A 13372-nucleotide genomic window follows, 5' to 3' on the forward strand; every position below is an offset into this window, starting at 1 on the left:
ACCATCACCCCTTCCCCTCTTCCATAAGTGGGAGAGGGGATTTTTTTAATTTATCTCTTATTGATATACTGAACTCATGAGAAAAAATATCATCCTATTCATTGTTTCTTTTGCCATGTTTATGGAAGCAGTGGATACAACCATCATTAATACGGCAATTCCCGTGATGGCACAGAGTTTAAATGTCAATCCTGTGGATTTAAAATTAGCGCTGATTAGCTATCTGTTGAGTTTAGCGATTTTTATTCCAATTAGTGGTTGGATCGCTGACAAATTTGGTATAAAAATCGTTTTTATGACGGCTATCTCAGTATTTACTTTGAGCTCCATTTGGTGCGGGTTTACCAATAATTTATGGGAATTAATTATTGCACGTATCGTTCAAGGTTTAGGGGGCTCATTAACTATGCCCATTGGCCGACTCATTATTTTACGAACCTGTGAGCGACATGAGTTAATCGCCAAAATGACTATCGTCGTCATGGTTGCCTCCTTAGGCATGATGCTTGGACCATTATTAGGAGGAATTATTACCTATCGTTTTTCCTGGCGGTGGATTTTCTGGGTCAATATTCCGGTTGGAATCCTTGCCGTAGGTTTATCAAGCAAATTATTGCCTTACATGCCCCCTCGGCCGGTTCCGCCACTGGATAAATTGGGCTTTATTCTTTTTGGTAGTGGCCTGGCTACCTTAACCTTCGCTTTATCGATGGTTAGCGAATCGACTGCAACGGTAACCCAAACCCTTACTGCACTCTTTATTGCATTCCTTTTATTAGGGGGATATACCAAACACTCCTATAAAAGAAAGCATCCTATCGTTAAAGTAGAACTGTTTCATATCCGTACATTTTTTATTTCTATTGCAGGAAATTTATTAGCTCGTCTCAGTTTTGGCGGTGTTCCTTTTTTATTGCCTTTACTCTTACAAATTGCTTTAGGTTATACACCTCGTCTATCAGGTCTATTGCTTGCTCCTATTGCTGTGGGCGTTTTTTTGGTTAAACCCTTATCGTTCCATATACTTCGCTGGCTTGGCTATAAAAATTTACTCATTATCAATACAGTCTTAGTCAGTATGTCTCTTTGGTCCTTTTTTTCCATTACCCAATCTACTTCAGTGTACGTTATTGCCTTTTTGACTTTTGTGTATGGATTTTTAATCGCGTTACAGTATACGGGTATGAATTCACTGGCATATGCCAACATCACAGAAAACAATATGAGTGCGGCAACCAGCATTATGAGTACTACCCAACAATTGGCTCAAAGTTTTGGCGTCGCCATTTCAGCAATCTTGCTTAGTTTTTTCACTTATAAATATTCCGTAAATCATGTTTTATCCATTCATATATTTCATGAAACGTTTCTCATGCTTGGCATTCTGACTTTTTTTTCAGGGATCATTTTTACTTTTTTAAAAAAAGAAGATGGGATTGAATTGATTGAAACTCCAGAAAAAAGAACTTTATAAGGTTTTTGAAGCCATCCTGCATGCTTTTCAATGAAAACGGCTAAAAGATTGTAAAGTATTAGAATTTTTAACCAAAATACACTATGATGGTTGGGCATTATTTTCTGTTTTTGCGTTAAATGAAAAAAAAGTTAAAAAAATTTAATAAAAAAACAGCACAATTAATAAAATAATGCTACAATGTGCTGGTAACAATTTAGGAAATTAACATGTCAGAAAAAATTCGCGGTACAGTAAAGTGGTTTAATGAGTCCAAAGGTTTCGGTTTTTTAGAAAGTGGCGGTAAAGATTATTTTGTGCATTTCAGTGCAATTTTAGGCAGTGGGTTTAAAACTCTTGCTGAAGGTGCAACAGTAATGTTCAAGCCAAGCAACGGACAAAAAGGTCCTCAAGCTGAAGAAGTTGAAGTAGTCTAAATCATTTACTAAACCCCCTATTTGCTTAAAATATGACAATATTTTAGTGGATAGGGGGTTTTTCTTTATAAAAATTCTCAATCCTATTCTCTCGATTAAGCGCGATTGCGCCTGACCAATAGCGTTAACATCTGTCCCTTTCGAAATACTACCTAAATAACTGGAATAATTACTAAAATAAGTAATAATACAATGACGAACGTCACCCTTTAATACGACAAGGAGTTGTAGCATGAGTAAAAAAATCGCAGTCATCGTTGGCAGCTTGCGCAAAGAATCCCTTAATAGAAAAATGGCAAAGGTGCTTATTTCTCTCGCACCTAAATCTCTCAGTTTACACGTTGTTGAAATTGGTGATTTGCCATTATATAACCAGGACCTGGATGACGAAAATCGTCCCCCTGCTGCCTGGGTTCAATTTCGTGAACAAATGAAAGCCTTTCAAGGAGTGTTATTTGTCACTCCGGAATACAATCGTTCGGTTCCAGGTGTACTTAAAAATGCAATCGACGTAGGCTCTCGACCTTACGGAAAGAGTATTTGGAGCAAGCTGCCAGGTGCCGTAATCAGCGTATCACCTGGAGCGATTGGAGGTTTTGGAGCAAACAACCACTTAAGACAATCATTTGTCTTCTTAGATATACCAACCCTTCAACAACCAGAGAGTTATATCGGAGGAGCAGGAGATTTATTTGACGCCCAAGGGAACATTACCAAAGAAGACACTCAAAAATTCCTGAAAAAATTTATAGACACTTATGCCGATTGGGTTGAGCTTAATACCAAAAGCTAGTTCACAACAAAATATACGATGCCTGGGCTTCCCCTTTTGTACGGTCAGGTAGAATAAGTAGCAACTATCTTGAATTAAAAATTTAAGACAGTTGTTAGGTTTCTCGATGTGACAAGTAGGGGAGAAGGTGCCCGTAAGGAAGGACGAGGGTAATCAGCGCTTAATGCCCTCACCCCTCCCAACGCTCCACTATGCCCACATCGATATTAAAAAGATCAAGTATTCTACCCACACTGTAATTAACTATGTCGTCAATAGTTTCTGGCTTAGTATAAAATGCAGGCATTGCAGGACAAATGATAGCACCTTGTTGGGTCAGTGATACCATGTTTTGCAAATGTCCTAAATGCAAAGGAGATTCACGCGGCATAATCGCTAGTTTTCTACGCTCTTTTAAAGTCACATCTGCTGCTCGGCCGATCAGATTATCACTGGTTCCATGCGCAATTGCTGCCAAGGTCTTCATGGAACACGGGGCAATGATCATGCCCAATGTTTGAAAAGAACCGCTGGCAATACTCGCCCCCACATCATTCCAAGAATGATAGACATCCGCTAATGCCTTCAATTCAGTAAGTGATAAATTAGTTTCATATTTACGTGTCAATTGCGCAGATTTACTCACTATTAAATGCGTTTCAATTGACGTCAGTTTGAGGAGTTCTAAAAGGCGTATCCCATAAATCATGCCTGATGCACCAGTAATTCCGATAATTATTCGCTCTGTGCTCATATGTTGTTCCTCGCAATTGAAGCAATTAGGTTTTCAGGCAAAAAAACAGTATAATTATTTCACAAAACACGGTCGTCACAAAGTAAATAAGTGGAAAATACAGACATAAAAAGTTAAATTGCACGGATTACAACGAACGGCAAAAAAATAAGAGAGACAGATTATGCAAATTACAGCGATCTCAGACGATAGCATAGTAAGTTCATTCCCCATTGCGATCATCACCAGTGTGTTTAATCGTCAAGTCACGAAAGCGTTGCAGGAAGGAGCTATATCGCAGCTTCTGAAACGTGGCTTTAATGAACAAGACATCAGGTCATTTGAAGTTCCCGGAGCAGTAGAAATTCCTTTAGTTGCAAAACGCCTTGCCATGCAAAAGACAGTACAAGCAATTATTACCTTAGGCGCGGTCATTCGTGGTGAAACCAGTCATTATGATCTGGTGTGTAATATGGTGAGTCAAGGATGTTTGCAAGTCTCATTAGAGTATAATATCCCTGTTCTTTTTGGCGTACTGACTACAGATAATGAAAAGCAAGCATGGGATAGGTTAGGTGGAAAAGCCGGACACAAAGGAATCGATGTAGCCAATGCGGCCATATCCATGCACCAAACATTAGGTCAATTGTAAAACAGGCAAAATCCATGACGAATAACTATGAGCAGTTTGAACAACGCAAACAAGATCACATTAAATTAGCCTTAATGCCTGAAAACCAAACTGCAGAACTCAGTACATTTGATAGCATCCATCTAGTACATGATGCCCTACCCGATTTAAATTTTGATGAAGTAAGTATCAAAGGATCTCGATTTGGTCAAGTCGTAGAAAAGCCGTTTCTGATTAGCTCCATGACCGCAGGTCATCGTCGTGCAAAGCACATCAATCATCATTTGATTGAGGCATGTGCGTTGAATGGTTGGGCGATGGGTGTAGGCTCACAAAGACGTGAGCTCACTGATCCTAAGGCCGCTTTTGAGTGGCACCACTTACGTCGTGATTTTCCCCAAGTCAGCTTATACAGCAATTTAGGAATTGCCCAATTAATCACTTACTCCTTAAGCGATATTCAACGCTTAACTGATGCCTTGCAGGCTAATGCTTTAATTATCCACTGCAATCCCTTACAAGAGTGCATGCAACCCGAAGGGACAACAGACTATAAAGGGTGCTGGCATGCTTTGGCCGATGCAGTTAAGAATCTTCCTTTGCCTGTTATCGTTAAAGAAACCGGTTGCGGGTTTTCACGTGAAACCATGAAGCGCTTAAATGAGATTGGTATTGCCGCAATTGATGTGGGTGGCTTGGGAGGAACCCATTGGGGACGGATTGAAGGGCATAGAGCAACGCATGATCCAATTCGACAACAAGCGGCGATTACTTTTCAGAATTGGGGAATTGATACCGTAACCTCGGTAAGGAATGCGGCAGAGCTCAAACCCTCTTTTGAAATTTGGGGCTCTGGTGGGGTGCTGAACGGATTAAATGCCGCCAAGCTGTTTGCGCTTGGTGCCACAACTGTCGGCTATGCAAGGCCAATGCTTGAAGCAGCTCTAGAATCAGCAGAGCAAGTGAGTTTATGCATGCAAGCCATTGAATATGAACTTAAAGTAGCCATGTTTTGTACTGGCAGTCGCGTCTTAAGCGATTTGGCAGATAAACTGGGGTAATAAGATATGAGCTCGGATTCAAATGTTCCTTTTGGTTTATAATTCAACGGGCACTAAGAATCTTTTGTTGTTTAAATCTTGTAAGAAAGAGAGCAAAATCTTATGCTATTGTTCCTAAAAATAAAGAACTGGATGCGGAGAAGTAATTTTGCTTAAGCGTTTTTTCGATGTACTTTTAGCGAGTATCTTATTAATCGTATTTATGCCCATACTGATTATTGTTGGATTGTTAATCCGATATCGCTTGGGCTCACCGATTTTTTTTCGCCAAGATCGTCCAGGATTGCATGGTAAAACATTCCAAGTAATAAAATTTAGGACTATGAGAGAATTATACGATAAACAAGGTGAGGTGTTACCAGATAAAGATCGGATAACTCGCTTCGGCCATTTTGTGAGGGCGTCCAGTTTAGATGAGTTGCCTCAATTATGGAATGTTCTTAAAGGCGAAATGAGCTTTGTAGGGCCGAGGCCTCTATTAATGGAATACCTTTCTCTTTATAATGATGAGCAAAAAAGACGCCACGATGTGAAACCAGGAATTACTGGGTTAGCTCAAGTGAATGGCCGTAATGCTTTAACTTGGGATGATAAATTTAAATTGGATTTATGGTATGTAGATCATCAATCGTTTTATTTAGATATCAAAATCCTCTTATTAACAGTGAAGAAAGTAGTGATACGCGAAGGCATTACGAGCCAAGGAAGTGTAAGTAATGAAAAGTTTACAGGAAATAATTCATGAAATCACTTGCCATTCTTGGTGCTGGTGGACATGCTAAAGTTGTAGCTGATGCAGCGCTTTGCTCTGGTTGGCAAAATATTTCATTTTTTGATGATAGATGGCCCCATATTGAAACAGTTGGCCGACTGAAAATTAGTGGAAACACGCAGTCGATTTTGTCGCAAGCCTCAGAATTCAATGGGGTTATTATTGCCATTGGCGATAATGCCGTTCGCCTTGAGAAAATGACCCTATTTTTAAATGAAAATATCCCTATCGCAACCATTATTCATCCTTCAGCAATAATTAGCTCCTCAGCCCAGATCGCAGAAGGATCTGTTATTTTTGCCAGAGCAGTATTAAATCCAGATTGCATCATTGGGGCGGGAACGATTATAAATTCTGGCGCAATCATTGAGCATGATTGCCGTATTGGACTGTCAGTGCATATCTCTCCTGGTGTCAATTTAGCCGGAAATGTGCAGGTCGGAAATTTAAGCTGGATTGGCATTGGAGCTTGTGTTCGTCAAGGCATTAAAATTGGTTCAGAAGTCATGGTAGGGGCAGGTTCAGTTGTTGTGAATGACTTGCCAAATCATTGCACTGCATTCGGTGTACCAGCAAAAATTTATAAAGAAAATTCAAAGGATTAAACATGTTAAATACCCCATTTTCACCATGGCCAAATTACTCCAAAGAAGAAGCGGACCTGATCCATCAGGTTCTTCTCTCGAATAAAGTAAATTATTGGACTGGGAATGAATGCAGAGAATTTGAAAAAGAATTCGCAGCTTGGGTTGGCACAAAACATGCTGTTGCATTAGCTAATGGCACTATTGCACTTGATGTCGCTTTGAAAGCGATTGGCATAAAAGCAGAAGACGAAGTGATTGTGACCTCGCGCACATTCATTGCTTCGGCGTCCTCTGTTGTGACCTGCGGGGGGATACCGGTATTTGCTGATGTTGATGAAAACAGCCAAAACATTACTGCAGAAACCATTCGGGCAGTAGTAACTCCTAAAACTAAAGCCATAATCTGCGTGCATCTTGCAGGTTGGCCTTGTGATATGGACCCAATTCTCGAATTAGCTAAAGAATTTAATCTGTATGTGATAGAAGATTGTGCCCAAGCTCATGGAGCAAAATATAAAGGTCGTTCTGTTGGTTCAATAGGCCACATCGGTGCCTGGTCATTCTGCCAAGATAAAATTATGACCACAGGTGGCGAAGGGGGCATGGTCACCACAAATGATGATACGCTATGGTCCTCTATGTGGTCTTACAAAGATCATGGGAAATCTTGGGATGCAGTATATAACGAAACACATGAATCCACCTTTCGCTGGCTACATCGAAATTTTGGTACTAATGGCAGGATGATTGAAATTCAAGCGGTGATTGGGCGTATACAACTCCAAAAGATGCCGGTTTGGCATCAACAAAGACTTGGAAACTTAAAACAGATTTGTGAAGTGGCCTCGACTTTGAAAGGATTAAGAGTACCGCAAATTCCCGATGATATTACTCATGCTGCTTACAAATGTTATGTATTTGTAGAAGAAAGTCAGCTGGCGACAGGCTGGAATCGTTGTCGCATTTTAAAAGAAATAAATGATCGCGGGGTTCCTTGCTATCAGGGTACCTGTTCTGAAGTGTATCTGGAAAAAGCATTTGATAATACGGGTTGGCGCCCTAATAATCGGCTACCTGTTGCATCCAGGCTTGGGGAAACCAGCCTGATGTTTTTAGTGCATCCAAGTTTATTAAAATCAGAAATTGATAAAACGTGCCAGGTTCTTGAAGAAGTCATGTTGCAAGCAAGTAGAGTTTAAAAGCACCACCCTTTTACTGAAAGTTTTTTTTAAAAGGCGCATGTTAAGAGCTCTTGCTGTTTGTTACTTTAGCACTTGAAGGCCAAATTGATTTGTGCCATCATCAAGCCAAAGACTTATTGGGCCAAATGGGATAATATGAGCACTATTCAAATCAAACATGCATGGATCGCGCCATTTTTTTCAGAAATGTTCGTTCTAGTTTAAAGTTGTTCTTCTATTTAAAAACATTTGGGATCAATTCATAAACTGATAATGTAACGGAATATTTTTTCTAAATACATTTCAATGAATAAAAAATGAAATCAGCTTAATCGATACAAGGGTTTATCATGCTCCTTTTTAAAAATAAAATAACTGTCATTTTAGGATTAATGCTCTTAATGGGCGGTATGTATTTTTATCCTAATGATTGGATGGGATGGTTCCTTCTAGGTGGAAGCTTCTATTTTATAGATAGGATGAAACTCGATTCTCAAACCAAAGGCATATTGTTATTCATATTATTTATTCATCAAATCATCGCCTTATATTATTTTATAAAATATCCAGGCTATGTTGAAGACATTGATTTTACAACGTTTCAACTTACTGCAAAAACCATCGCCGAAGGGAATTATTTTTCTTTTGGCACCGATGCCGCATTCTTTTCAAATTTACTCGCATTATTTTATAAAATAAATAACTCTCAGTTGTTTGGACAAGAAATTTCTTTAGTCATGTTTATGACTTCTTGTTTTGTCCTGATGAGAATTGTTAAATACTACCAACTGGACACATATATAATCCCCATTTTGCTTCTTTATGCGTTATCTCCTGCATCTCTTCTTTGGACTAATGTCATTTTGCGGGAGCCTTTTGAACTGACCTTCTTGCTGCTCGCGACCGAGTGTTTACTCTGTTTTAAATCGGGTGGTTTTGCAATTTCAACTCGATTATTATATTTGAGTGGTTCTTTTTTACTCATACTCTATATGTGTTTGCTCCATAAAGGTTTATTTTTTTGCCTTCCAGTGTTTTTCTTTATGGCACTCATCCTCCCTGCAAAAGATAAAACTGGCGCGCAAATGGTTATGAAGTTAATGCAACCCCAAAAACTGAAGCAATATATTTCCTTGATCTATCTACCTTTTGTTTTACTGTTAGTCATTGTATTTTATCAATCAAATACCGATCTGAACAAAGAGCAAGTAGAACAAAAAAAAATGCATGCTTCTAAAATTATTTATAACAATAATTACATGACTGTTGAGGTGGCTAAGGATTTATCCCAAAAAATTTCCTCCTTGGGTCTATATAAAACTGTAGCCAAATTTCGTTATGGTGATGCGGAGGTACTAAGCCCCGAGTATATGGCAAGTTTGTTTAATGCGAAGACGAATTATGATAAAGGTAATTTTGTACCCAAAAATTTGATTCAGTTTAGCTATATGGCTCTACGCGAGTACCTGCACTATGCATTTTTACCTGCAGTATTAGTAACAGGTAATTGGACTCTCTTGAATTTGATCTTGTCTTTTATTTATATTGCTCGACTGCTATTCTTTTGTTCTGCAATCAAATTGAGTATAGTTTTCTATAAAAAATCGGTTAGATCTCCACTGATTTTACTCTCATTGTACTTCATTGTTAGTTTCATCTTTTCATTGGGCACCATAGCGTATGGCACCGCAATGAGACACAATCTGATGACCGATTGGATACTTATCTTATTAGGAACCCCACTCATATATGATTTCGCTGCTCAGTTATTCAAGAAACTTGCATGGAGAAGAAATGCTTTGAAACTCCAAAGAGTGTAAATGATTAATATAAAAAAGCGAATAGCAAAAATAAATCTTCATACCTTAGGGATTCTCTTATCCCTAAGTAGTGCTAGTCTGGGCATGTTACGAGATGTATTACTCGTTTTTATCTTTGGATTTAGTACCTTAAATGATATTCTACAAATTTATTTATCTTTGTATTTTGTCATTTGTTTCTTCTCAGATCCGTTAAGGCTTACCTATTTAAATTTGATTGCAGTTCGACCTTTCAAACAATTAATCGCGTTATTACTTTCTGTAGTCTTTATTTTTATTATGTTCTTCGTTGGATTCATGATGGTGATCAAGCCAAATTTGAATCCCTATTATATGTTTTTAGCTGCTTTTGGCGGATTTCTAAATTTATTTGTTTCTTTACTGGTTTTTCATAAACAACGTTTTGGGGCTTATTTGTCTTCGTTATTGGTTAGTGTAGCGCCCAGTTTTCTGATGATCCCAGCAGTAATTACTCTTGCTTTTTTACCTACACATTTTTTTATTTTGTGTTTTTTATTTACCTTTGTGCTGATTCATACTATCCAGCTGTTTTTACTCAGCTTCATTCGTATCCAAAATTATGTTCCAGGAAAAATGCCAATATGCCTTGAAGACTTGTGGTTTTTATTCCGCCATTGTATTTCGGTACTTGGGGAACAATTATTTCAAATTGTTGGACGACTTATTTTTCTCCAAGTAGGTCAGGGATTTTTAACTTTAACTTCTTTATTTATGAAGTGCCTTATCACATTTCGTTTTGTATTTGTAGATTCATATATTGGGCTAAAAATCAGCTCTTGGAGTTCAGGGAGCTCCAAAGATCGCTTTCTGGAATTGATTGATAACAAACAGATAAATTTTATTATTATTTTAGCTTTGCTCTCGGTTTGTTCTATTGATACATTAAACTTTTATTTTGTGGGAGTGCAGTTTTTATTAATTAGCATCGTCTCTTGTTATTTTTCCTCTTTACACCGCATTGTGTATTTTAAGATCAATCGCTCTATTCATAATGCAAAACTAGTTACCTTTACTGGGTTGGTCGATCTGTTTAGCGCTTTATTTGTATTTTTCTGTTTGAAGTTGCATGTTCAAAGTCATAGCATGCTTTTTGTTTATTTTTGGTACATACTGCGCCTGTTTATCGAAATTTCTGTTTTGCGATTGTACTTTAATAAATTTCAAATGAGTCTAGCCAAAGAAAGCTCGGCAGCCCCTTAATTCATTGTCGTCGTTGATTGTGTTACTGAATAAACAGAGCGCAAAATGGAAATTTATGACTTTATGATTTTGATTCACTAACTAATTTTTGGTACTCATCAACCAGTAAATTATCGCAATGGCGACTATCGAACTCCTTAATCGCTCTACTCTTAGCACTCGCACCGAGTTTTTTTCTTAAGGGAGCATCAGCAATCAGTCGATCAAGGGCTGTTGCTAATTGAGTCACATTCTTTGGTTCTACCAATAAACCGGTAACCTCATCTATTATCGCATCAGTCAATCCATAAATGGACGTTGCTACAGTTGGAACACCCATTGCAGCAGCTTCTATAACGACGGTACCAAAACCTTCTCGATAGCTTGGAAGACATAAAATTTCGGAAATAGCCATTAAATTTTCTGGTTTGGAATAAAATCCGGTAAATACAACCTTTTCTGGGCAATGCTTTTGGACATGACGACGTGCTTCTTCTTCAATATTTTGTTCAAAGCACCCGGCAATAATTAGGGTAATTTTAGTTTGTGTAGTTAAACGACCAACTGCCTCAATAAGCTCAAAAAAGCCCTTATCTCGATTGATCCTTCCGACAAAAAGGAGTACAAAGCTTGTCTTATCAATATTCAGCGACTCACGAATTTGCTGCTTTGCTGTTTCTGAAAAATTTTCTTGCGAAAAACGATTAATATCCACACCTGCCACAGAGCCACTCCCTAAAACTGAGAGTTTGTAGGGACGAACTACCTTCTGTTGAATTAAAAAATCGCGTTGGCTGGCGCTGTCTGCATAACAATGAGTATTCAATCGATTGATCAATTTATCGCAAAATTTGACTATTGCTTTTTTGGGCCCCTTTAAGCTAACCCAGGTTTGACCGGTATAAGTGTGCAGCCTAATGGGAATGCCTGCGAATTTGGCAGCTAATGCACACAGGAATCCGGCTTTAGGTGTCGTAGAATGAATGATATCAAAACGCTCAGTAAAAAATAATTTTGTTAAGCGTATTAAGGCGATTGTATCTTTAATTAGGCTAATTTCTCTTGGGATATGTATTGTTTTGAACTTGCAGTCTTTAAAGGAGTTCATCGCTTCAGATAACCCATCTTTGCTTGAAATAACAGTAACTTCTGCACCCGCATCACTGATGGATGCGAGTTGTGACCGCAAATGAGTTGTCATAAAAAGAAGCACTGTTGACACACGTGCCACACGAATATGTTGCAATTTCTTAGTCATTAATTATCCAAGAATGAAAGAAAAAATCAATCAATGCTACTTCAAATACAACGAGCTTATGTATGATATAAAAAACCAAAGCTTATTCCAAGTTTTAATACCCATTTAGGGGCGTATTGATGGCCGGATGTGTTAGTTTATCTATATTTTGCAGCGAAATGGTTACCCATTGCAAAAAAATCATACTCCTATCGCTTCAAGCATTTTTTTACTTATCACATCAGCATCATATTTTTTTTCGGATAAATCTCTCGATTGCTCTCCAAATTGCTGAATTAAAGATGGATTTTCAATGAATTTGAACATAGCTTCTGCCAAAATATCTACGCTCTTTACCGGAACTTTAAATCCATTCACATTTTCTTCTACAGTTTCACAACAACCAGGAGCATCCGTTGTTATAATAGCACGTCCCATAGCCATTGCTTCTAAAATAGTTCTAGGCATTCCCTCTCTGTACGAGGGGAGGACATAAACATTGCAGCATGTAATTGCGTCGCGTACATCTTCAAGAAACCCCAAATAGTTTACTACTCCTTCTTCAATCCAAGCATCCAGCTCTTTTTTCGAAATAGCATCCGGTCCTTCATCAATCCAGCCTGCCATCGTAAATGTTGCATCCGGATACTTTTTCTTGACCAATCGAGCTGCTCCAATATACTCTCGAATTCCTTTATTTACCAATAGACGTGCAATTAATAAAAAATGAATACCCTTTGGCAATGGAGCTTGAGTATACCTCTCAAGCTCTACTCCAGAACCATTCACTACCGTGGTTTTAACAGTAGGACATAACAATTTTTTTTCAATCAATAATTGTCGATCGTCTTTGTTTTGGAATATGACCAAACGCGAGGATCTAAGCGCGGCCTGATACAATGACATGACAGGACGATAAAACCAATGAGTTTTATCGCCTATAAAAAGATAACCTAAACCTGTAATCAGATTGGTTATATTAGGGACCTTTAAAAGTCTGGAAGCTAATGTTCCATATATAACCGGTTTTATCGTATAGCTTAAAACATAATCCGGTTTAATTTTACGAATCACTTTAATTAAAGAAATAAAGTATCTTAAATCCACAAAAGGATTTTTTCCTGTGCGTTGCAACGATACATCATGAAGGTTCACCCCCATCGACAATAAGGTGTCTCGTGTTTTTGATGGAACGTCAATATTTGGAGAACAAACATGAACCTCAACTCCATCAAGATTCAATTGCTGAATTAAGGCTCCACGAAATTTAATAATTGAATCAGTAAAACTGGAGATTAACAGGAATTTTGGAGGATGACTTTTATTTGAAGATTTTGGCATTATAAGTCACTCCCTAATGAGATATCTTCCAGATTTATAGCAATTTTATGAGGATTATCATTCATAAAATACCAATATGCTTTCCATTAATTAGTGCGGTATGATCTTGAAAAAAAATTAAAATTAAATTAGCACAAGCTTTTAAGA

Annotated in this window: 13 protein-coding genes; 10 read left to right on the forward strand and 3 right to left on the reverse strand. The window is 38.0% G+C overall.

Going from position 1 to position 13372, the window contains the following annotated elements; translation table 11 throughout:
- Positions 1-76 precede the first annotated feature (76 nt).
- From ACF8MK_RS04005 to ACF8MK_RS04015, 3 genes are all read left to right on the forward strand, one after another.
- Positions 77-1474 carry a DHA2 family efflux MFS transporter permease subunit gene (locus ACF8MK_RS04005; RefSeq protein WP_392538274.1) on the forward strand — a complete coding sequence of 466 codons (1398 nt, stop codon included), beginning with the start codon at positions 77-79 and terminating at the stop codon, positions 1472-1474.
- A gap of 209 nt (positions 1475-1683) precedes the next feature.
- The gene (locus ACF8MK_RS04010) at positions 1684-1890 is read left to right on the forward strand and encodes a cold-shock protein (protein ID WP_028382507.1); all 207 of its coding nucleotides are present in this window, start codon (positions 1684-1686) and stop codon (positions 1888-1890) included.
- 232 nt (positions 1891-2122) lie between these two features.
- A complete protein-coding gene (locus tag ACF8MK_RS04015) occupies positions 2123-2683 on the forward strand; it encodes an NADPH-dependent FMN reductase (protein WP_392538275.1) in 561 nt (186 codons plus the stop codon).
- Positions 2684-2852: 169 nt separating this feature from the next.
- Here the strand turns inward: ACF8MK_RS04015 and ACF8MK_RS04020 are convergent, their stop codons facing one another.
- A complete protein-coding gene (locus ACF8MK_RS04020; protein ID WP_392538276.1) occupies positions 2853-3416 on the reverse strand; it encodes a UbiX family flavin prenyltransferase in 564 nt (187 codons plus the stop codon).
- Between the two features lie 163 nt (positions 3417-3579).
- On the opposite strand from ACF8MK_RS04020, the gene ribH reads away from it, so the two are divergent.
- From ribH to ACF8MK_RS04055, 7 genes are all read left to right on the forward strand, one after another.
- Positions 3580-4047: a 6,7-dimethyl-8-ribityllumazine synthase gene (gene ribH / locus ACF8MK_RS04025; RefSeq protein ID WP_392538277.1), complete on the forward strand. Its 468-nt coding sequence runs from the start codon at positions 3580-3582 to the stop codon at positions 4045-4047.
- Between the two features lie 14 nt (positions 4048-4061).
- Positions 4062-5087, forward strand: coding sequence for a type 2 isopentenyl-diphosphate Delta-isomerase (gene fni / locus ACF8MK_RS04030; RefSeq protein ID WP_392538278.1), 1026 nt, complete (start codon positions 4062-4064; stop codon positions 5085-5087).
- 148 nt (positions 5088-5235) lie between these two features.
- On the forward strand, positions 5236-5832 hold the full coding sequence (locus ACF8MK_RS04035) for a sugar transferase (protein ID WP_392538279.1): 597 nt from the start codon (positions 5236-5238) through the stop codon (positions 5830-5832).
- The gene (locus ACF8MK_RS04040) at positions 5829-6464 is read left to right on the forward strand and encodes an acetyltransferase (RefSeq protein ID WP_392538280.1); all 636 of its coding nucleotides are present in this window, start codon (positions 5829-5831) and stop codon (positions 6462-6464) included. Before ACF8MK_RS04035 ends, ACF8MK_RS04040 begins: the two co-directional genes overlap by 4 nt.
- Positions 6465-6466: 2 nt before the next feature.
- Entirely contained in the window at positions 6467-7645 is a 1179-nt protein-coding gene (locus tag ACF8MK_RS04045) for a DegT/DnrJ/EryC1/StrS family aminotransferase (RefSeq protein ID WP_392538281.1), read from the forward strand.
- Between the two features lie 332 nt (positions 7646-7977).
- Positions 7978-9447 carry a hypothetical protein gene (locus tag ACF8MK_RS04050; protein WP_392538282.1) on the forward strand — a complete coding sequence of 490 codons (1470 nt, stop codon included), beginning with the start codon at positions 7978-7980 and terminating at the stop codon, positions 9445-9447.
- A complete protein-coding gene (locus ACF8MK_RS04055; protein ID WP_392538283.1) occupies positions 9448-10668 on the forward strand; it encodes a hypothetical protein in 1221 nt (406 codons plus the stop codon).
- Between the two features lie 61 nt (positions 10669-10729).
- Here the strand turns inward: ACF8MK_RS04055 and ACF8MK_RS04060 are convergent, their stop codons facing one another.
- Positions 10730-11905, reverse strand: a complete 1176-nt coding sequence (locus ACF8MK_RS04060; protein WP_392538284.1) for a glycosyltransferase — start codon at positions 11903-11905, stop codon at positions 10730-10732.
- Between the two features lie 180 nt (positions 11906-12085).
- A complete protein-coding gene (locus ACF8MK_RS04065; RefSeq protein WP_392538285.1) occupies positions 12086-13225 on the reverse strand; it encodes a glycosyltransferase family 4 protein in 1140 nt (379 codons plus the stop codon).
- Positions 13226-13372 lie beyond the last annotated feature (147 nt).

The organism is Legionella sp. 227 (genome assembly GCF_043161935.1).
Classification (GTDB): domain Bacteria; phylum Pseudomonadota; class Gammaproteobacteria; order Legionellales; family Legionellaceae; genus Legionella; species Legionella sheltonii.

What these genes read in the sequence shown, in the direction of transcription:
- ACF8MK_RS04005 (WP_392538274.1), top strand. Translation starts at nt 77, where the DNA reads ATGAGAAAAAATATCATCCTATTCATTGTTTCTTTTGCCATGTTTATG.
- ACF8MK_RS04010 (WP_028382507.1), top strand. Translation starts at nt 1,684, where the DNA reads ATGTCAGAAAAAATTCGCGGTACAGTAAAGTGGTTTAATGAGTCCAAA.
- ACF8MK_RS04015 (WP_392538275.1), top strand. Translation starts at nt 2,123, where the DNA reads ATGAGTAAAAAAATCGCAGTCATCGTTGGCAGCTTGCGCAAAGAATCC.
- ACF8MK_RS04020 (WP_392538276.1), bottom strand. Translation starts at nt 3,416, where the DNA reads ATGAGCACAGAGCGAATAATTATCGGAATTACTGGTGCATCAGGCATG.
- ribH (WP_392538277.1), top strand. Translation starts at nt 3,580, where the DNA reads ATGCAAATTACAGCGATCTCAGACGATAGCATAGTAAGTTCATTCCCC.
- fni (WP_392538278.1), top strand. Translation starts at nt 4,062, where the DNA reads ATGACGAATAACTATGAGCAGTTTGAACAACGCAAACAAGATCACATT.
- ACF8MK_RS04040 (WP_392538280.1), top strand. Translation starts at nt 5,829, where the DNA reads ATGAAATCACTTGCCATTCTTGGTGCTGGTGGACATGCTAAAGTTGTA.
- ACF8MK_RS04045 (WP_392538281.1), top strand. Translation starts at nt 6,467, where the DNA reads ATGTTAAATACCCCATTTTCACCATGGCCAAATTACTCCAAAGAAGAA.
- ACF8MK_RS04050 (WP_392538282.1), top strand. Translation starts at nt 7,978, where the DNA reads ATGCTCCTTTTTAAAAATAAAATAACTGTCATTTTAGGATTAATGCTC.
- ACF8MK_RS04055 (WP_392538283.1), top strand. Translation starts at nt 9,448, where the DNA reads ATGATTAATATAAAAAAGCGAATAGCAAAAATAAATCTTCATACCTTA.
- ACF8MK_RS04060 (WP_392538284.1), bottom strand. Translation starts at nt 11,905, where the DNA reads ATGACTAAGAAATTGCAACATATTCGTGTGGCACGTGTGTCAACAGTG.
- ACF8MK_RS04065 (WP_392538285.1), bottom strand. Translation starts at nt 13,225, where the DNA reads ATGCCAAAATCTTCAAATAAAAGTCATCCTCCAAAATTCCTGTTAATC.